Origin of the sequence: Salinibacter sp. (genome assembly GCF_042218895.1) — a bacterium.
Lineage (GTDB): Bacteria > Bacteroidota > Rhodothermia > Rhodothermales > Salinibacteraceae > Salinibacter.
The window spans coordinates 22401-42634 of sequence record NZ_JBDGQQ010000084.1; the positions used below are offsets into that span (position 1 = coordinate 22401).

The window sequence follows — 20234 nt, forward strand, 5'->3', positions numbered from 1 at the left end:
CGCCAGGGGGGCATCCAGTCGCTGGATGCTGATCGGGTCGCTCTGCGCAAACCGGTAGTTTCCGGAGGTGGCTGGCGCCGCCTAGCATACGGTTCCGTCGTCGTCAACGTAGCAGGCATCGGACTGAAATCGGTTCCAGTCGGCCATCAGGTCACGGAGGTGGTTGAGGTGGTCACGGAGGGCAGCCTCACCGGTCACGACCTCGCCTTCGTCGCGGAGCGCGGGCAGCTCCGGGATGTCGTCCGGAAGAGATCGTCCATTGTCGATCGTCTCTGTCTCGTGTGCGATGACCATCTCGTCGAGGGCCTCCTCAATCTCGTCGGCCCAGGAGTCGTTGGGGGAGCGGTAGAGCGTGATCATAGGCAGGACGGCAGCCGATGAGAATCCGCACGTGTGTGCTGTACGAATGGGGCGGTGCTTCGTGCCTGATTGGGCTCCGTCACGGATGGATCGGCAAGGTGGGCTGGAGGTCGCTGGAGGCGGCCCACGGAACGTCGAGATCAGGGTGTACGGTTCGGAGCCAGTGGAACGCGTCGACGAGCGTCTGGCGCGGGGGACGGGCTTCGTAGCCCAGCTCGTCGTGCACGTACGCCGACCGGCTGTCCCAGAAGTGGGCGGCCATCTCGATGTAGACCGGATCGGGCATTCCCGAAAGAAGCGGAATGAGGCCTTGTCCCCACTGACTGATTTTACAGGAGCCCCAGAGAAGTGCCGTGGGCACGTTGGTGCGGGGCGTGTCGATCTGCGAGACGTCCTCGACGAGGTCAAGAAAGGTCGCGACGCGACACGAGGTGCCGGGCGTGTGGTAGATCGTCCGCGGCTGCGAGACCTGGCTCAGCTGGGCCAGAAGGGCGGCCACGTCCCGCACGTCCGCAAAGTCCACTTTTCCGTTGGGGATGGCCGGGACGGTCTCCTTGAGAAGCGTTCGCAGGAGGTCTGTCGACCGGAACCGGTGGTCGCGGGGCCCCCACAGCATCGGCGGACGGACGATTACGAGCTCGATGTCTCGCCGGTCGGCCAGCCGCCGGGCCTGCCGCTCCGCCTCAATTTTTGAGGCATAGTACGGCCAGTCGGCGACGGTCTCTTCGCAGTACGGGGCGTGCTCGTCGGCCCCCACACCGGGGCGCGTGAAGCACCCGACGGTCCCGGAGGTAGAGACGACGACGAGACGGGCGCCGGCGTGAGCCGCCAGGCGAACCATTGCCAGGGTGCCGTCGACATTGACCCGAAACTGCTGCTCGGGGTGATCCCGGCTGTGCCGCACTACACCAGCGAGGTGGTAGATGACGTCAAGATCCCCAAACGCATCTTGCTCGACGAGGGCCGGAACGTCCGCGAGTGAGCCTTCGACGAGATCATTGGTAAAGACGTCATCGGTCCACTCGTACTGGCGCCAGGCGTCGGGGTCCCGGACGAGAGCAATCCCGTCGGCACCGCCTCGCTTGGTCAACTGCTCCTGGAGGTGGCGGCCCAGGAAGCCGGTCGCGCCCGTCACGAGAATGCGCTGGCTCACGGCAAACTGGGAGCAGATGGTCGAGGGGCTTCGCGGGGCGGCACCGGGCGGATCGACGTCTACAGGGAAGAAGCGGCAGGGGTCCCCTCGGTTTCCGACGGCAAGCGACACCGTTCGAGGAATCGAGACAGCCGGTTGAACCGAGGGCCGCGGGCCCATTGGTGTTCTGCGCTCCCGCTGTGGGCGAGAATTCCCTCCTCGACGAAGGCCTCGTAGGCCTCCTCGACGTACGGCTTGAAGCCGTGGCGGTCCCCGAAGAAATCGCTCGGTGTTGGGAGGTCGTCTGCGTCGGCGCGGGCGAGCCGACGCCCAACCCGACGGTACGTCGCCGCAATCGGTTCGAACAGGGCCGCCACGATGGCCCGAACGCGGTCGTCTGCGGCCGGAGGGTCGGAGGATGGGTCCACGTCGTGGTGGTTGAACTGCAGGTGGTGCCGCACCACCGGATGGTCGCCGTAGAGCTGCTGGGCGTCCGGGTAGAGAAGGTGCATCCACTGGAACCGATAACTGCGCTCCTCCAGGCGGCTCGGGGACACGCGGCCCGCGAGGGTGCTGTCCAGCACGCGTCCGCCTCGGGCATCGATCATCTCGGCGATGTCCTCGACGTCCACCCCGTCCGGATCGGCCCGGTCGACGAAGCACTGGAGGTGGTACCGGGTAACGGCCATGTTGGCCCGGTGCCGGGCAAGAATGATGTTCGCGCACGTTGGGACGTCCGTCTCCTCGTTCAGCGTAAGAGGACGCCCGCAGCACAGATGGATGTGGCCCAGGTCGATGTCGTTCCGGACGAGCCGCCCCGTCCAGCGGAGCAGGCCGCTGAGGGTCTTTTGGGATTTGGGGTGGCCCCGCAGTTCCGTTTCGAGCTCCCGCTGTTCCGGCACGCGGTCGTAGGCAATCGAGAGGGGGAGGATGTGGCAGTACCGCCCGGTCCGCTTCAAGGCCTGGAGCAGTCCCATCTGGGGGGACAAGAAGCGGCGAGATCGGCTCCGCCCCCCCTCAACGAAAAACATCAGGGTCGCGTCGGGGTCGTCGAGTGCCTCGAGCTTCTGATTGATGGAAAACTGAGCACATCCGGCCCCACGCTCGATGTAGAAGGCTCGGGCTCGCTCCAGGAGCCGTCCCACGATCCACATATCTTCGAACTCCTGCGTCGCCGGGGTGTGGGGGACCGACAGCCCGAGTTCGGGACGGACGAAGAGGAGGTACGACGTTAGCAGGAAATCGAGGTAGCTCCGGTGTGTTGGAATGAGCACCGGCAGGGCCTGGGGCGGGCGGGCGTCGACGGCACGCTTGAACGAGGGCCAGTCGACGGTCACCCGGTCGGCCATCCACCGCATCGCCTTCCGAATCAGGTAGGCGAGGAGTCGAATGGACTCGTTTCCGTCGGGCTGGCGGAGGGCAACGGACAAATCGGACCGGGGGTCGGACTGCTGGCGGCCGGCGATGAGAAGGCACCGGTCGTTCCGGCCGGCGTCGGACCGGGAGGGAGACTCGTCGGGCGCACGAGCGCCCCGTTCCGGCCGATCGGCCGAGTCGTTAGAAGAGTCTGGAGTCGAGAGGTCAGGCATGCGCATGCTTGAGTGCTCGCATGAAGTGGTGGGATTGCGTGGAACACCGAGGCTAAACGCTCACCGTTCCGGTTGCCCTGTTCCGGTCCCTTCAACAGGGCTCGCTCGGCAGAAATACGGCCGCGGAAAATCGTGCGGAAGCGATTCCAAAAACGCGGCGAATGGCAGGAAGCGGAGACCGGGTACGTTGTGGGGGGCTACCTGAGCGGCTCAGCTGGCGCTCGTACGGAGTTTCTGGTTCCCGGTGTCAAAAATGCCGTCGGGGTCGAGCGCGTCCTTGAGGTGCTGCTTCGCGTCGAGGGTCGGTTCCGACGCGATCTCGTCCATAAAGTCGGCCCGCAGCTTCCCGACGCCGTGGTGATGCGAGAGTGAGCCGCCCGCGTCCAGGATTTCTTCGCGGAGTCCGTGTTCGATGTCCAGAAAGACCTCGTCGGGGCGCTCAATGCCTCCGTGGTAGAAGGCCAGGTAGAAGTAAATGCAGACGCCCGTTTCGTATACCTGCGTGATCCGTCCGGTCACGAAGGGGCGGCCCGGGAGGCCGTGGGCCTCGTGTTCCTGATGGGTTCGTCGTTTCACGCGCTCGATCACCTCCCCAGCGCGCCCCCACGGCACCGCCGTCTCGAAAGATTCGCCGATCAGGCAGTACCGAAATACGAGGTCGCGGATGTAAGCGATCGCAAACGTCAGGTCGTAGCCCCGGCGGCCATTTTCGGCGCCGGCCCGCATTCCGCCGTGTTGCCTGGCCAGGTCATACGCTGTCTCTTCCTGAAGATTAACGGTCTGCTCGTCACCTTCGAAGAGAAACGTGGTGGTCACCAGACGCTCGGGGTCATATCCCTTGAGCGACGTGACGTAGAATTTTTCGAGGCGGCTCTTCAGGGCATCGAGGCCCTCCTTCTCAGGCTGAAGGGCCCGGCCAAACTGAAACTGCATGTTGTCCATAAGGCGCACGCTGGCTGGGACGTGCTCCGTCTGAGCGAGGTCGTACAAGAAGTCGATGCCGTGGTCCAGCGTAGGGAAGATCACCGAGCCGTAGCGTCGCGTCTCCGGACGCGGAAAGAGCTCCACTGTGACGGAGGTAATGATCCCCAGGTTGCCCTCCGAGCCAAACAGGCACGACGCGGGGTCAAAGCCGGTCGATACGCGCGGGTGCAGGCCCTGCTTTTCCAGTCGCCCACTCGGGGTCACGACCTCAACGTCGAGGACGATGTCCTCGATGTTGCCGTACCGGTTTTTCTTCATCCCACTGGCGTGGGTGGCCACCCAGCCGCCGATCGTTGAAAACTCGATGCTGTCGGGCTCGTGGCCCAGGGTAAATCCGTACTCGGCCAGTTGCTCCTCAATGTGGCGGCCGATGGCGCCGGCCTGAATCTTCGCGGTTCGGTTGACGGGATCGATCCACTCGATCCGGTGCATCAGCCGCATGTCGACCGATACAATGCATCGGTCTTCGTCGGGGTCGCATCGCAGGGCATCGGTGACATTGGTACCGCCACCAAAAGGAATGAGCACTGCATCGTGCTGCCCGGCCACCTCGACCAGGCGCTCGACCTCCTCGTCCGTCTCCGGATAGACCACGAGGTCGGGCACCCGCGCAAATCCATCGCCGTGGTTAAGCTTGTAGATTTCCTGCTGGGTCTGGCCGTGACCGTGGTCGAGGCGTGTCGCGTCGTCCTGGGTCATGCGGTCGGCCCCGAAGACGGCGTCCAGGTCCGACAGCAGGGCAGGCGCCTCGCGTGGCGGGGGCACGTCCGGGTCGCGTGGGGGTGGGGTCACGTCGCTCGGGCGCAGGTCGACCTGCAGCACCTCCCGAAACCATGGGAAGAGCTTCGGCATCTCCACGCCGCTGATGTCGTACCGATCGCCGGTCAGCTTGATGTTTTCGTCCTCCGTCACGACAAACTCCGTGTCGTCGAAGCCCCATCCGAAGCGGTCCTGTCCCTCCATGGGGTTTACATCCGGCGGCGGGGGCACGAAGCGCGTGGACTCCTCCTCCGAAAGGGCCGATCGGCCGTTGGAGCGGAGATTGTCGTCGGCCCAGCCAAAGAGTGACGTCAGTCCCATGACACTTGGTTGAGAAGTGTGACTTTGCCTGATCGTTTGGCGTGAGACGACCTGCACGGTTGTCTCACATGTTTTCTCAGTATAAACGTATCCGCTAAATCACACAAAGTGAAGTGGGAAGCGTGAGGAACGCTCAACATAAGGGGGAGCGCGGCGATTGCACGGCCCCGGTTCACAGCGGGCGAGTCACGTGGCGCGGCTGAGACCGTGCGCCGTGGCAGAGCCGCACAATGTTGCAACTGGACCTGCCCTCGCTGACGTTTTCGGAATCAATCACAGTCGAATGGATCGAGATGCTCTTCAGTTGTCCCGGGAGGAGATGCGATCGTTGGGATACCGGATCGTCGATTTGTTGGTCGATCACTTTGCGGACGGGGAGAGGCACAGCACCGGACGCTCTCCGGGCCGTGAGGAACTGGAGGACCAGCTCCGAGAGGCGCTCCCCGAAGACGGAACCGACCCACACGCGGTGCTCGATCAGGTGGAACAGGACGTGCTCCCCAACACGATGCGGGTGGACCACCCGCGTTTCTTCGGCTTCGTGCCGAGCCCCAACAACTTCATCGGCGTGCTGGCCGACGCGCTGGCATCCGGCTTCAACGTCTTCTCGGGCACCTGGATTTCGGGCGCCGCGGCGGCCCAGGTGGAGCTTGTGGTGATCGACTGGCTCCGAGAGCTGTGCGGACTGCCCGACACGGCCGCCGGCCTGTTTACGAGCGGGGGCTCGATGGCAAACGTCACAGGGCTGGCGGCGGCCCGCTACGCGGTGCTCGACGACGACACGGACGGCGCCGTGGCCTACTGCTCCGACCAAACCCACACGTCGGTCGACCGCGCGCTGCGCCTCCTCGGCTTCAGTCCCGACCAGCTCCGCCGCCTCCCCTCCGACGATCAGTTCCGGCTCGACCCCACTGCGCTCACCGACGCCATCGCAGCGGACCGCGCCGAGGGGCGTCGGCCCTTCTGCGTGATCGCCAACGCGGGCACCACCAACACCGGCGCCGTCGATCCGCTGCCCGCGCTCGCCGACGTGACCGACGCGGAGGACCTGTGGCTGCACGTGGACGGGGCGTACGGCGCCCCGGCCGTCGTCTGCGAGCGGGGGCGAGAGCGCCTCACGGGCCTCGACCGGGCCGACTCCCTCACCATGGACCCGCACAAGTGGCTCTTCCAGCCGTTCGAGATTGGGGGCGTGCTGGTGCGCGACGAACGCCACCTTCGCCGCGCCTTCCGAATGGGGGCCGAGTACCTGGAGGACGCGGTCGGGGAAGACGACGAGGTCAACTTTTCGGGCTACGGCATCCAGCTCACCCGCAGCTTCCGCGCGCTCAAGCTGTGGATGACGCTCAAGGTATTTGGTCGGAAGCACGTGGCCGAGGCGGTGCGCCGCGGCTTCGAGCGGGCCGAGCAGGCCGAGCGGCTCTTCCGTGAGCGACCGGGCTGGGCGGTCGTGACCCCGGCACAGATGGGCATCCTCACGTTTCGGTGTGTGCCCGAGGGGGCGACCGAGGCCGAGGTCGACGCGCTCAACGGCCGCCTGGCCCCGGCCATCAGCGAGGAGGGGACGGCCTTCGTGACGAAGACGACGCTCGACGACCGGCCTGTGCTCCGGTTCTGTCCCATCAATCCGCGCACGACGGCCGACGACGTACGGGAGACCGTGCAGGCGCTGACCGATTTGGCCCGGGACCACTACTCGCCAGGTGCGCCGTCGTAGTGTTGTGGGCCGTTTCCGAAGTGGATTCTCCTGCGAATCAACCAGCGTGATGTCTGCCCTTCACCGTCGAACGCCTCTCCTCCATTCCCCCGCCCTCAGCCGCGCGTCGGGCAGTGACGTGCGGGTCAAGCTCGAATCGGTGCAGCCGGCCGGCTCCTTCAAAATTCGGGGCATCGGGCACGCGTGCCGGACGTATGTCGAGCGCGGGGCTGCCCACCTCGTTGCCTCGTCGGGCGGCAACGCGGGCCTTGCGGTGGCGCACGCGGGCCGAAAGCTCGGCGTTCCTGTGACCGTCGTCGTGCCGGAGAGCACCACGGAGCGCGCGAAGGAGCTAATCCGGCAGGAAGAGGCCGAGGTGATCGTCGAAGGCGCTTCCTGGAACGAGGCCCACGAGCACGCCCTCACGCTGATGGGAGACGATGCCGCGTATCTCCATCCGTTCGACGACGCGCTCCTCTGGGAGGGACACTCGACGATCGTCGACGAGGTGGTCGAGGAGGGCGTCGAGCCAGAGGCCATCGTGGTGTCTGTCGGGGGCGGTGGTCTCTTCTGCGGCGTCGTCCAGGGCCTGCGGCGACACGGGTGGTCCGAAGTCCCGGTCGTGGCGGTGGAGACAGAGGGCACCCGTTCGCTCCGAGCGGCCCTGGAGGCCGGTCATCCCGCGCCGCTGGGCGCCATTGCGAGTGTCGCCACGTCGCTCGGGGCCAAGCAGGTCGGCGAGCAGACGTTCACGCTTGCCCAGGAGCACCCGACCAAGAGCGTCGTCGTGTCCGACGATGCGGCGGTGACGGCTTGCATCCGGTTCCTCGACGACCATCGCCAGCTCGTTGAGCCGGCCTGCGGGGCGGCCCTGGCCGTCGCCTACGACAACCCCGAGGTCCTCTCCGATGCGGGCACGGTCGTTCTGATCGCGTGCGGCGGGGCTGGCGTGACGCTCGAAAAGCTGCGGCAATGGCACGGGCGGGAGGAACTGCCGACCAGCAGAGAACAGTAGCGGGAGGCCGACCTCCGGATCCAAAATCGATGACCGACCGGCGAACACTCTGCGAAGCGTGAACTCGGGACCGCTTTCATCACAGTTGCTTCCAAACCGGTTCAGGGAAAGGGCGTACCGTATTCTGGAACTCGTCGTGATTCCTTTCCAAATGACGTGCTGGCGTGAGGCTGTGGTCGTACCAGGGAGCAGTGTTGGGCGCGTGCACGCTGGCGTTCTTCGCCACGATGGCCGCACGGCTGGCCATCAGTCCCGTCGTTCCCGCGATTGGTGATGAGTTTGCCGTTTCCAACGGCGCCATTGGGCTGGCCCTGACGGGCATGTGGGGGGCGTACGCTGCCGCACAGTTTCCCAGTGGCCTCCTGGCCGATCGGTACGGCGAGCGAACCATCATTCTCGTGGCCGTGTCCGGCACGGCTGTGACCAGCGGACTGCTCGCAGTCACCCCCTCGTATCCCATTTTTCTCGCCGGAGCCGTGGCCCTGGGCGGCGTGGCGGGCCTCCACTTCAGCGTCGCCACGTCGCTGCTGACCCGTACCCTGCCCAATACGGGCTCGGCCATCGGCCTTCACACCGCGGGCGCCCCGGTTGCGGGCGTTCTCATCCCGCTGGCGGCCGGGAGCGTCGGCGTATGGCTGGGCTGGCGCTGGGCCGTTGCGCTGGGCGTCGTCGTGGCCCTGCCGGCCGCCGTGCTGTTCGCGACGGTGGTTCGGCCCATCGAGCCGGTCCGGCCGGAGGAGTCGGTGTGGAGTCGCCTTCAGGTTCGCCCTCTCCTCGAACTGCTCGGTCGACCGCCCGTCGCTATCACGGCCGGCCTGTCCGTATGCGGGGCGTTCGTGTGGCAGGCCACCGCCTCGTTTCTGCCGGCGTTCCTCATCGAGTACCACGGCGTCGCCAAGCCGCTCGCCGGAGCACTCTTCTCGGTATACTTTGGGGTGCAGGGGGTGGCACAGCCCGTAATTGGGACCCTTTCAGACCGCATCGGTCGGTACCCAGCCGCCGCCCTAACCGTGGGGGTAGGTGTGCTTGGCTACAGCGTGCTCGTGGTCGGGCCGGGGCTGTGGATGGTGGCTGCAGCCGTCGTCTGTGCCGGGTTGGCCATGGGCTGGGGCGCGGCCCTCCTGCCCAAGTTCATGGACCACCTGGGCGACGAGGAGCGTGGCGCCGGCTTTGGGCTCATCCGCACGGCCTACATGGTGCTCGGGGCCAGCGGCAGCGTCGTCACCGGTGCCGCGGCCGACCTCCTGGGCTGGGGGCCGGCCTTCCTCGGCCTCGCGGCCCTGCTGGGCGGGATGCTCGGGGTGCTCCTGTACGTGATGCGGCGCTCCCGGACGGACCGCCGGGCCCCGGTGTCCCCGTAATCGGTGAACCCGAACCGTACGGATCCAGTGTTCCGTCTCTGCATTGAATCTCCAAAATAGCTCATTCGAGGGAAAGGTCCCGATGAGCACAAGAACGCGCTCCGAGGCTATCGAGGCCTGTGCGTACAGAACTAAGGAGATACTCCCCGCCGAGGTCTACCTTCTTGGACTTGGACGCGCACCCGTGCGAGCGAGACAGCGACAGTCTACGTCGCCATTATTGTCGACGTTGATGACGATCGGCTCAGTGCGGCATGTCCCGCGCTCGCGCAGGTCATCGAGGAAACCAACATCAAACTCGGCTTCGATCCACTATTTGGGTATTCCGTCGGGCAACCGCAGAATCCGCTCGCACGAATTGCGCGCGAGGAGGGGAGTCGGCTGTGAAAGGCGTCGTGCCGGACGCGTAGAAATCTTCCAATCTGGTCATCTCCGAATCGGATATGCCCCTTGACGTCGACCAATTCGACGCCCTCACCTTCGACTGCTACGGCACCCTCGTCGACTGGGCGACTGGCATCTCGACGGCCCTGCAGCCCATTCTGCGCGCCCACGACGTGGAGATCGACGACGAGGAGCTGTTCCGGCTCTACGCTCGGTTCGAGAAAGACGTGGAGTCCGGACGCTACGTGGAGTACCGCGAGGTGCTGCGGCGGGTGACACGTCGATTCGGCGACCAATTCGACTTCACGCCCACCAACGCTGAGGTCGAGCGCTTCGCGGACTCGGTGGGCGACTGGCCCCTCTTCCCCGACACAAACGAGGTTCTCCGGCGGCTGAACGAGCACTTCCGGCTCGCCATCGTGTCGAACGTCGACGATGATCTCTTCCGCGACACGGCCCGGCACTTCCGGGTCGACTTCGACGACGTGATTACCGGCGAGCAGGTGCGAACCTACAAGCCGGACCTACAGCCCTTCGAAACGGCCTTTACCCGTCTCGGCGTGCCGCCCAATCGGCTCCTGCATGTCGCCCAGAGCGTGTACCACGACGTCAACCCTGCGGGCCGCATGGGCATCGCCTGCGCGTGGGTGCAGCGGTACGACGAGCGCTTCGACCCGCCCGCGCCGCAGACCGATCCGGTCCGCACTGTTCCCGATTTGTCAAGTCTCGCCGACGCGCTCCTCGACTGACCATGCCCGACGTTCTCATCCTCCAGCACGTCCGCCCCGAGCCGCCCGGCATCATCGCCGAGGCCCTCGACGACTGTGGCGTCTCGCACCGCACAGTGCAGATCTTCCGGGACGAGCCGGTGCCCGACACGCTCAACGCCGACGGCCTTGTCGTGATGGGCGGACCGATGGGCGTCGGCGACGTCGACGACCGGCCGCACCTGTCGCGAGAAATGGGCCTGATCGAGCAGGCCCTGCGCACCGAGGGGCCCCTCCTCGGTGTCTGTCTCGGCAGTCAGCTCCTGGCCCACGTGCTCGGGGCCGACGTCCACTCCGCCCCGACGAAAGAGATCGGATGGGGCGACGTGTCCCTCACCGGCGCCGCCGCGGACGACCCGCTCTTTCGGGACGTCGACGACCCGTTCACCGCCTTCCACTGGCACGGCGACGTGTTCACGCTGCCCGACAGCGCCGTGTCCCTGGCCCAATCGGTGCAGACCGAGCATCAGGCCTTCCGCCATGGTGACCACGCCTACGGGCTCCTCTTCCACCTAGAGGTGACCCCCAAGACGGTAGCGTGGATGACGACGGCCTTCCAGGACGAAATCGCCGAGGAGGGGCTCGATGGCGCTGCGATGCGGCGCGCTGCCATGGAGCACGAGTCCGCGCTTCGTCGCACGGCACGGACCGTTTTTGGCCGCTGGGCGGACTCGGTGCCATAATCGGGAGTTGCTGAGGTCGCTGCCAGTCGTTGCTTCACTCGACATGAAAGCTCAATCACATGACCCGCTCTGCGAACATGAATGCGCACACGGTTCCCACCCTTTTTCTCGCACTGACCTTTGCTCTCGGCTGTGGGGTTGTTGGTAGCCAGGGAGAGGCCGAGACGAGAACCGAGAACGAAGAAGCTCGTCTAGATACAGTTCTCGCCGAAGGCTCCTTCGAAGGAAAAGAAGGAATTGAAACCTCTGGCACCTACCAGATCGGCCGGTCGGGATCTGATCTGAAGCTCGTTCTCGGGGAAGACTTTCAAACTGAGACTGGGCCGGACCTCTACGTTGTGCTTTCGCCGAAGCGTCCTGGAGAGGCCACCGGAGAAAACGTGATGGATGGGTCGGCAGTGAGGGTGGACACGCTGAGCTCCCTCACAGGGAAGCAGACGTACGACCTCCAGGATGGTCGGGACCTGAAACCGTTCGACTCAGTGGCGATCCAGTGCATCCAGTTTTCGCACCTCTACGGGGCTGCCGAGTTGGACTGAGCGGTAGGGAGGCGTTGGAGGGGGCGGGCCCACACCCGCCCAGACGGCTCGCGTCGACGTGCGGGCCGACAGCACTGGCTTCTGGCTCGTCTCCGATCTCGCGCCAATCGACAGTCGTCCGGCGGTCCCGGTCGCCGTTCACCTGGGGTCCTTTCCACCTTTCGTCCCCGATGCCACCAGTCGCTTACGACGCCCTTCGAGGCGGCAGATTCGAACCGGCTCGTCCACGGCGAATAGGGCATATCCGGTCTGCCCCGAGGAGCGTCCTTGCAGGGACGCCAGCTAGGCGAGAAGCAACGAGAAGGCATCGGGAACGCCGGCCCGTCCGATCAGTGCGGAACGGCCAGCCTAACATCGTTCCCTGGCTCTGCAGGATCCCCACAACGTTCCCGTTCAATCCATGGCCGACTCTCTCACCTCCCGACAGCGTGCCCACCTCCGCAGCCTCGCCCACGGACAGGACCCCCTCGTCCACGTCGGCAAGGAGGGGCTAACCGGTGCCGTCGAGCAGTCCATCGAAGAGGCGTTCAATACCCGCGAGCTCGTGACCCTCCGCGTGCTCGACAACTGCCCCCGGGACGTCCGCGACGTGGCCGAGGCGGCAGCCGGAAGCCTCGACGACGTGCAAGTGGTCCGGACGATCGGGAGCACGGCGCTCCTCTACCGTCCCCATCCGGATGATCCCGAGATCGACCTGCCATCCCCAGGCGACGGCTAGTGAGTCCCGCGCAGGGAGGCAAAAGCGCCGCTCCCGGCCCTCATGCCCGGTGCTTCCGCCAGTACCGCCGGAGCCCCAGTGCCGCCATCCAGCTCGGATTGGCGAGTTCGTAGCGGTCCCACGCGGGGTCGTCTACGCCGTTGGCGGTGGCAAGGTCGTACATCCAGCCGGTCACGGCCTCCCGCAGGGCCTCCTCCTCGTCGGCGAGGTCGGGCACACGATCGGTGACCCAGTTCTCCGTGGCGTCGATGGCACCCCCGAGGCGGTCGAGGTGGGCCGAGACGTCGTCGTAAATCCCGAAGTGGGTGGGAGCAAGGTGTGTGATGTCGTGGTGGGAGCGTGCAGCCTTCAGGCGAGCGAGGCTCTCGCGCCAGAGGTCGAGTCGGATCTCGGGTGGGGCCAGCGGCAGCTCTACGTACGTTTCGCCGGGCATGCGGACGCCCCCCACGTCGCCCGTAAAACAAACGTCCCCAATCAGGTAGCTCATGTGGTGGGAGGCGTGGCCCGGCGTGTCGAGGGCCGTGGCCTCCAGGGTGCCCAGCGGAATGGTGTCTTCGTCGTCGAGGGCCACGAGCTGATCCTTCGGAACGGGATGCATCTCGCCCCAGAGGCGGTCCATGTCGTCGCCGTAAATACGCTCGGCACTCGCCAGAAGCGTCTCGGGGTCGGACAGATGGGAGACGCCCACGTGGTGCACATAGATGGTAGCGCCGTGCCGGGCTAGGTGCCCAGCGGCCCCCGCGTGGTCGAGGTGGACGTGAGTCAGTAGCACCTCTGAGATGTCGACGGGCGTGAGGCCGTGATCGGCCAGCTGAGCCTGCAGCATCGGGAACGTGGAGCCGGGCCCGGTTTCGATAAGCGCTGCGCCGTCGTCGTGCGGGAGCAGGTACGACGCAATGGTCTCCGGGCGGTCCTGGAAGTGGAGGTCGAGCGTCCGCAGACGGTCCATCATGGGGCGCAAGGAGGTATGGACGAGTGCCGTGAGCGGGACGAGAAGGTGCTACGATGCGCCGGGGCCCTCGCTACCGGGGCCTTCACTTCGTCGTTCCCGGGTCAGGTCAACCGACCCGCCGTTCGTTCGGCTGGAGTAGCGTGCGGATGTCCTGCGCCAAGGCCTCGCTCCCGGCCGTCAGGAGGCTCCCGCCGAAGACCACGTCGTCTGCGTCTGCGTCGAGCGGCTGCGCCACGCCACCCGCTTCCCGCACGCAGGGCACAAGCGCGGCCACGTCCCACGGCCGCATGATCGTGTCGACGGCGGCGTGGGTCCGGCCCCGCGCCACGAGAGCGTGCTGGAGGCAATCCGTCACGAATCGGAACTTGCCGGCCCGGCGCACGAGGTCGGTAAGGCGGTAAGGGGTTTGGTCCTCGTCGGCCAGGACATCGGAACTGTGAAGGGCCGTCGTGGTGACGGTAGCCGCCTCCAGGGACGATACCGGGTCGACTTCCACCTGCGTCTCGTTGTCCGCCGTCCGGAACCAGCACCCTTGCCCCTGAGCAGCGTAGACCGTTTCGTCGATGGCCGGAAAGTGAATGACCCCGATGACCGGTTCGCCCTCCTCCAGCAGGGCCACCAGCGTCCCGAAGAGGGGCACACCGATCGTGAAGCCCGCCGTACCGTCGACCGGATCGAGCACCCAGCAGTAGCGGGCGTCGTCGGGCCCGCTCCGTCCAAACTCCTCCCCAAGCACGGCATGGTCGGGACGGTTGTCCGCGAGGCGCTCCCGCATCACGCGCTCTGCCTCGCGGTCGGCCTCAGTTACCTCGGTGCCATCCGGTTTGCGAGCGACGCTCACGGTCCGAAATCGGGGCAAAATTTCGGCCTCGGCCGCGTGAGCCAGTGCCAGTGCGAGGTCGAGTTCTGAGGAGGGAGGGGGCATCGGCCCACTGCGTTGTCGAAAGAGAACGAAGACGGAAGCGCTACTTGTGCTCGCCCCGAAGCTGCTTTCGCACTCGGATCAGGAGGTCCTTCGTGGCCCGGATGCCCTCGAACTCACTCAGCTTGTCGCCCTCATATTCGATCCCGACGTGCCCGTGGTAGCCCGCGTCAAGGACGATACGCATCATGCGCTCATAGTCGGTTTCTACCGCGTTGCCCGCGTCGTCGAACGCGTAGGTCTTGGCACTCACGCCCTTGGCGTAGGGCATCAGCTCCCGGACGCCTTCGTAGCGATTGTACGTTTTGCCCTCCCGGATCGTGAAATTGCCGAAGTCGGGAAGGGTCCCACAGCGAGGATGGTCGACCGCCTCCATGACCGACGCCAGCCACTGGCCGTTTGAAGAGAGCCCCCCGTGATTTTCGACGATCACGTTGACGTCCCGCGAGGCCGCAAACTTAGTGAGGCGCCGCAGGCCGTCGGCCGCTCGCTTCTTCTGCTCTTCGTAGCTCCCGCTGCTCTGGGCGTTGACCCGGATGGAGTGGCAACCAAGCCGTGCAGCCGCCTCCACCCATTTGTGATGGTTCTCAACGGCCTGCCGACGCTGCTCGGGGTCGGCGGCGCCGAGAGCCCCTTCCTGATCGCACATGATAAGCAGGCTTCGCACGCCCGCCTCCTCCGCCCGACGCTTCATCTTCTGGAGATAGGCGGTGTCGGTGGCCCTGTCCATGAAGAACTGGTTGACGTACTCGACCGCGCTGATGCCGAATTTCTTCTTCGCCGTCGGAGCGAAGTCGAGATTGTCCATCTCTCCATCGAAAAGGGCTCGGTGCAGCGACCACTGCGCCAGCGAGATTTTGTAGAGCGGGTCTGTGCGGGCCATCGTACCAAGCGGTGCGTTGGCGGCACTCACCCCGAAGCCGGCCAGTGCGGCGGCAGAGGCCGTGATGAATTGGCGTCGGTCCATGGGAACGGATCAGCGGGGGAAGAAAGGCGGACAGAGAAAGGAGTTTCTACCCTACAAATCCCCTCTCCGAAAATCAACGCAGCGTGATCTCCACGAGGACTATGAGGCCGGCTCATCGGCTGCGATCTGTGCCAGTGTCCGGCGGGCTGCCCGCTGCTCGGCCTCCTGCTTGCTGCCCGCCATGCCCTGTTCGTACGCGGTGTCCCCAACGCGCACCTCCACCGTAAACGTCTTGTCGTGGCTGGGGCCGTCCTCACGCACGACGCGGTAGGTCGGTTGGGGCCAGCCTCTGGCCTGCATGTATTCGAGAAGTTGGCTTTTGTAGTTCTCGTCCTGGGTGGCCACCTCGGCAAGGTCGAAGGCCGCAAGAGCGCGCTCGCGGACGAACCGACGGGCAGCCTCATAGCCCTGATCCAGGTAGACGGCCCCAACGAACGCCTCAAACGCGTCGGCAAGGATGCTCGGATTGTCGCGACCGTTCTCCTGCGCGGCGTTTGTGCTCATACGCAGATGAGTCCCCAAGTCTAGGTGTCGGGCGTACATCGCCAGGGGCGACTCGCTCACGAGACGGGCCCGGAAGCGGGTTAGCTCCCCCTCGTCTTTTTCCGGAAAGCGCTCGTAGAGAATTTTGCCAACGACGAGATCGAGGAACGCGTCTCCCAGGAACTCGAGGCGCTCGTTCGACCGCAGAGAACGACCGGAATGGACGCGAAGAAGGGACCGGTGCGTGAGGGCACGTCGGTAGAGCGTGAGGTTATCGACGGAGCGGCCCACCAGGTGCTCGATGGTGCTCCGCGAAACGTCGAGGTCGGAAGGAAGAGAGCGGTCGGTCATATCGCTGTGCCCTGAACGCGGGAGTGTGGGGTCGTATTCCTCCCAACGGAGCACGGACCGGCAGGATCAGGACCGGGGAGTCGGAAACCGTGGGCGCGATCTGCTTGCACCGTAGGGGGGGTCCGCAGGCTCCTGCTTGGGGCGACGGTCCGGTGGGATCACCCGTCGGCGAACAGTCGTGAAATCCTTCCCTTCGCTACGGTTCCCTGCAAAAGCGCTTGTACCCATGCCTTTGACGACCGTCAGTCCCGCCACTGGTGAAGAACGTAAGCGCTACGCGCTGCACACGCCCGACGAGGTAGACGAACGGCTCGACCGCGCAACCACGGGCTTCGCCGCGAACGCCGAGCGGACCCCCTCCGAGCGGGCCGAATACCTGGAACGAGCGGCCAACCTCCTGGAGGAAAATGCCCGGTCACATGGCGCTTTGATGGCGCGCGAGATGGGCAAGCCAATCTCCCAGGGGGAGGCAGAGGCCGAAAAGTGTGCCTGGGTGTGTCGGTATTACGTCGAGCACGGCGCCGACTTTCTGGCCGACGAGCCCGTCGACACCTCCGCCCAAAAAAGCTACGTCGCCTACGAGCCGCTCGGGCCTGTCCTGGCCGTCATGCCCTGGAATTTTCCGTTCTGGCAGGTCCTTCGGTTTGGGGCCCCGGCCCTGATGGCCGGAAACGCCGTGCTTCTGAAACATGCCCCGAATGTCACGGGCTGCGCTCGTGCCATTGAGGACATCTTTCGGGAGGCCGGCTTTACCGACCACGAGTTTCAGGTGCTCCAGATCGACGAAGAGACGGTCGCGGACGTGCTGGAAGACCGGCGCGTACGGGCGGCCACCCTCACCGGCAGCGTCGGGGCCGGAAAGGCCGTTGCCCGACAGGCCGCAGCCCAAGTCAAGCCCACCGTGCTCGAGCTCGGCGGCTCCGACCCGTTCATCGTCTGTGCCGACGCGGACCTTGAGCGAGCGGCCTCGGTCGGCTGCACGGCACGCATGCAGAACAGCGGGCAGAGCTGCATTGCCGCGAAGCGGTTCATCGTAGAGCGGTCGGTGCTCGACGCGTTCACGAATCGGCTCATCGAGGAGGTCGAGGCGCTCGCGGTCGGCGATCCGATGGACGACGCCACGCAGGTGGGGCCGATGGCCCGGGAGGACCTGCGGGCCGGCGTTCACGACCAGGTGGAGCGCGCTATCGGGGAGGGGGCGACGGTCCTCACCGGCGGCCACACGCTGGAGCGCGATGGATTCTACTACGCACCAACCGTTCTCTCCCACGTAGAACCGGGCACAGTTGCGTTCGAAGAGGAAATCTTCGGCCCGGTCGCATCCGTCGTGGCGGCGGACGATCCCGACCACGCCGTGGCCCTGGCCAACGACACGCGGTTCGGGCTCGGGGGGAGCATCTTTACCGAAGACGCCGAGAAGGGGGAGCGGATGGCCCGGCAGCTAGAGGTCGGCTGCGCGTTCGTCAACGAGATGACGAAAAGCGATCCCCGCCTTCCCTTCGGCGGCATCAAGGACAGCGGTTACGGGCGCGAGCTCTCCCACCACGGCATTCGGGAGTTCGTGAACACCAAAACTGTATGGGTCGACTGACGCCACCCGAGGAAATCCCCCCTCCGGAGACGCCCGCAGGCGATGGGAAACGTGCCGTCTTCCGGGTGGGGGCGGCTCCACTACTGGATGATGGCCAGCCGACGGGTCTTCGACCGATCCCCGGTCTTCAACCGCAGGAAGTATACGCCGCTTGGCAGATCGTGGGCCTTGAGACGAGCCGTCGTCGACTCCCCGGCCGTCGGGGTGCCGCGGTAGACGGTCTTCACCTGCTGGCCGAGTGTGTTGTAGAGGCGAATCGTCGTCTTCGCCTGTCTTCGCACGGCGAATGAGACTTCAGCCGTGCCCCCGCGCACGGGATTCGGCGCCGGGCTGCTCAGGCGGAGGGCCTTCTCCATCCGGAGCTCGACGGTGGTCGGCTCGTGCGGATGGGTGGTGCCGCTTAGGTCCACCTGCTTCAGGCGGAACTCATGCGTGCCAGCCGTGAGGTCGTCGACCGTGAATCGGTAGGTCTTCGTCTCGGTGGTGGTGCCCCCGGAGGCGTTGCTCTCGACGTAGCCGATCTCCTCCCACGCTCCCTTGCTCCCGGAGGCCGTAGAGCCGCTCCTACGGTCCGACTCGACCGGACGGTGCTGGACGCGGAAACCAGCGTTGTTCTGCTCCGAGGCCGTCGTCCAGGTCAGTTCCACGGCCTTCGGACCGGTCTGCGTGCCGTCGAACGACGCCAGTTCGACCGGAAGTTGTTCTCCAGGGGGCCCGAAGAACTCGGACGTGTTGCCGTTCGCGTCCGTCGCCGTGGCGACGAAGTAATCGCTGGAGGAGACGCCGGAGTAGTTGTCGAGGTTGAAGATAATCTGGTTGGTCTGGTTGGCCGCTCGATAGTCCTGGGAGCCGAGGTATCTCTTGCCTTCCCCGCTGCTCTCGGTGTCGGCAACGTAAAAGTCGACCCTGAGGGGATAATTCGACCCAGTGTCGTTGGTGTTGATCTCGTATTCGATGGTGACCTCGTTATTCGAGTCGTCATGGCTGACGCTGGTAACCTCCGGGCTGTTCTGTAGCCCGTTCGGCCCCGAGTCGGTGTCGCCGCCGTCGTTGCTGGTGACGCCGCTATTCCCGAGGTCGATGCCGAGTTGAGGGGTGTCGCCCCCGTTTTGATAAGTGACATTGCCGCGCACACTCACCCCCCTGACGTCGGTCGACGACTCACTAGAGCCGAGCGAGATGCCGTCCCCTCCATTGTAGGCGATGACGTTTCCCTGACCCCCATCGGACGGGTCCGGGCTGGAAAACGATGCTCCGTATTCGTACCCGATCACGTGACCGGTGGAGCTACTGCCGTCCCCAACGATGCGAATTCCGTCGTCGGCGGTCCCGCCGTTGCCGACGTTCGCGTCCTCGGGTGTCGTGCCGATATAGTTCTCCTCAAACACGTTGTTGGCAGCGTCCCCCTGCATGAGGATTCCATCCGCCCCGTTCGCTCCAATCACGTTCCCCTCGCCCGTCGGGGTCGACGTGCCGGCGACCGAGCCGTCACCAAGCGAGTTGTTCGTCTTCCCGATGAACACACCTTCCACGGCTGTTCCGGCCGTCCCGTCGAGTAAAATGCCATGTCTCCCGTTTCCCAACTTCGTCCCGTCCGGGGCCACGCCAATGTAGTTGTCAGTCACGTCGTAAAAAGAGCCCGCGATTTCAATCCCATCCTGCCCGTTGGCGACAATCACGTTTTCGTCGAAAATACTGACCGCCAAGGTGGGGAGGTTAGCCGTAGCCTGAATGCCGTCGACAGAATTGCCAAGGCCGGAGGCGAGATTCCGGTTCGTGCCGATGAAGTTGTCGATGAGATCCCAGCCGTAGCATTCGTCGGTGATGCGGACGCCCTCCCCATTGTTACCGGCGACGACGTTGTTCCGCACTTTCGTGATGTCGCTCGTGCTTGTCCCCGTGCTCCGACGGCACACGATCCCGCCGGAGGCCGTGCCGTCGCCGTTCGGAAGCTTCTTGTCCGCGGCGCTATTCAGCCCAATAATGGCGTCCTCGATGGTCGTCCCATCCGCGCTGTTGTTCGAGCCGCCGACGTCGATGCCCTGCTTGTCGTTGCCCGAAATCACAGTCACAAAGGGGAAAAGAAAGAAACCCTCCGCGTCAACAGTGTTGTTGTCTCCGGACAGCGCGATTCCGTCAGTCCCGTTCCCTCGACCAGAATCGCCGTCGAAGGTGGTGCCGACAAAATTATTCCGCAGCAGATTGCCATTGCTCTCGACAACGATTCCGGCGCTTCCGTTGGCGGACACAATGTTTCCAAGTGACACATCATTTCCAAGGAAGTCCTGTCCGACACCGCCGATGGTGTTATTCGTGCCATCCTCAATGCGAATGCCACTCCCCCCGTTTCCCTTGGCGGTGCTGCTGTCCGACGCCGCAAGGCCGATGATGTTGTCCGTGATGTCATTGCCGTTCGTTAAACCCGTAGCGTTGACGCTGCCGTCGGCGTTGCCCACAACAATACCGGCCCGCTGGTTGCCCGAGATCACGTTGTTGGTAATCAGAGAATTGTTGTCGGATACCACGATGCCTGCATGACGGTCGAAATTCCCAGTGTCCGGGTTCTGATTGTTTCCCTGAACGGTTTCTCCGTCCACGTCGAGCCCGATATAGCAGTTCCGGACGGTGATATCATTGTCCGTAATGTCGATGCCCTCATC

General features: G+C 65.1%; 17 protein-coding genes. 8 read left to right on the forward strand and 9 right to left on the reverse strand.

Annotated features, from left to right (window positions below):
- Positions 1–81: 81 nt before the first annotated feature.
- From ABEL04_RS07770 to ABEL04_RS07785, 4 genes are all read right to left on the reverse strand, one after another.
- The gene (locus ABEL04_RS07770; protein ID WP_375801815.1) at positions 82–360 is read right to left on the reverse strand and encodes a hypothetical protein; all 279 of its coding nucleotides are present in this window, start codon (positions 358–360) and stop codon (positions 82–84) included.
- Positions 361–439: 79 nt separating this feature from the next.
- Positions 440–1513 (reverse strand): NAD-dependent epimerase/dehydratase family protein, encoded by a 1074-nt coding sequence (locus tag ABEL04_RS07775; protein WP_375801816.1) that lies wholly within the window; start codon positions 1511–1513, stop codon positions 440–442.
- Between the two features lie 59 nt (positions 1514–1572).
- Positions 1573–3081: a 1-acyl-sn-glycerol-3-phosphate acyltransferase gene (locus ABEL04_RS07780; protein WP_375801817.1), complete on the reverse strand. Its 1509-nt coding sequence runs from the start codon at positions 3079–3081 to the stop codon at positions 1573–1575.
- Between the two features lie 210 nt (positions 3082–3291).
- The gene (locus ABEL04_RS07785; protein ID WP_375801818.1) at positions 3292–5145 is read right to left on the reverse strand and encodes an FAD-binding oxidoreductase; all 1854 of its coding nucleotides are present in this window, start codon (positions 5143–5145) and stop codon (positions 3292–3294) included.
- Positions 5146–5428: 283 nt separating this feature from the next.
- Here ABEL04_RS07785 and ABEL04_RS07790 point away from each other — a divergent pair, with 283 nt between their 5' ends.
- From ABEL04_RS07790 to ABEL04_RS07820, 7 genes are all read left to right on the forward strand, one after another.
- Positions 5429–6862 carry a pyridoxal phosphate-dependent decarboxylase family protein gene (locus tag ABEL04_RS07790; protein WP_375801819.1) on the forward strand — a complete coding sequence of 478 codons (1434 nt, stop codon included), beginning with the start codon at positions 5429–5431 and terminating at the stop codon, positions 6860–6862.
- 49 nt (positions 6863–6911) lie between these two features.
- Positions 6912–7856: a pyridoxal-phosphate dependent enzyme gene (locus tag ABEL04_RS07795; RefSeq protein ID WP_375801820.1), complete on the forward strand. Its 945-nt coding sequence runs from the start codon at positions 6912–6914 to the stop codon at positions 7854–7856.
- 164 nt (positions 7857–8020) lie between these two features.
- Positions 8021–9217, forward strand: a complete 1197-nt coding sequence (locus ABEL04_RS07800; protein WP_375801821.1) for an MFS transporter — start codon at positions 8021–8023, stop codon at positions 9215–9217.
- 443 nt (positions 9218–9660) lie between these two features.
- Positions 9661–10350: a haloacid dehalogenase type II gene (locus ABEL04_RS07805; RefSeq protein WP_375801822.1), complete on the forward strand. Its 690-nt coding sequence runs from the start codon at positions 9661–9663 to the stop codon at positions 10348–10350.
- Positions 10351–10352: 2 nt separating this feature from the next.
- Positions 10353–11051: a type 1 glutamine amidotransferase gene (locus tag ABEL04_RS07810; RefSeq protein WP_375801823.1), complete on the forward strand. Its 699-nt coding sequence runs from the start codon at positions 10353–10355 to the stop codon at positions 11049–11051.
- A gap of 59 nt (positions 11052–11110) precedes the next feature.
- A complete protein-coding gene (locus ABEL04_RS07815; RefSeq protein ID WP_375801824.1) occupies positions 11111–11590 on the forward strand; it encodes a DM13 domain-containing protein in 480 nt (159 codons plus the stop codon).
- A 400-nt stretch (positions 11591–11990) separates the two neighbouring features.
- On the forward strand, positions 11991–12308 hold the full coding sequence (locus tag ABEL04_RS07820) for a YhbY family RNA-binding protein (protein WP_375801825.1): 318 nt from the start codon (positions 11991–11993) through the stop codon (positions 12306–12308).
- Between the two features lie 40 nt (positions 12309–12348).
- Here the strand turns inward: ABEL04_RS07820 and ABEL04_RS07825 are convergent, their stop codons facing one another.
- From ABEL04_RS07825 to rnc, 4 genes are all read right to left on the reverse strand, one after another.
- On the reverse strand, positions 12349–13260 hold the full coding sequence (locus ABEL04_RS07825; RefSeq protein WP_375801826.1) for an MBL fold metallo-hydrolase: 912 nt from the start codon (positions 13258–13260) through the stop codon (positions 12349–12351).
- 106 nt (positions 13261–13366) lie between these two features.
- Entirely contained in the window at positions 13367–14185 is an 819-nt protein-coding gene (locus ABEL04_RS07830) for an inositol monophosphatase family protein (RefSeq protein ID WP_375801827.1), read from the reverse strand.
- Positions 14186–14225: 40 nt separating this feature from the next.
- Complete coding sequence (locus ABEL04_RS07835; protein WP_375801828.1) at positions 14226–15149, reverse strand: sugar phosphate isomerase/epimerase family protein; 924 nt, start codon at positions 15147–15149, stop codon at positions 14226–14228.
- 99 nt (positions 15150–15248) lie between these two features.
- Entirely contained in the window at positions 15249–15983 is a 735-nt protein-coding gene (rnc, locus tag ABEL04_RS07840) for a ribonuclease III (protein WP_375801829.1), read from the reverse strand.
- 232 nt (positions 15984–16215) lie between these two features.
- On the opposite strand from rnc, the gene ABEL04_RS07845 reads away from it, so the two are divergent.
- Positions 16216–17574: an NAD-dependent succinate-semialdehyde dehydrogenase gene (locus tag ABEL04_RS07845; protein ID WP_375801833.1), complete on the forward strand. Its 1359-nt coding sequence runs from the start codon at positions 16216–16218 to the stop codon at positions 17572–17574.
- Between the two features lie 80 nt (positions 17575–17654).
- Here the strand turns inward: ABEL04_RS07845 and ABEL04_RS07850 are convergent.
- Positions 17655–20234 (reverse strand): T9SS type A sorting domain-containing protein (locus tag ABEL04_RS07850; protein ID WP_375801830.1); only part of this gene is annotated, 2580 nt, incomplete at its 5' end.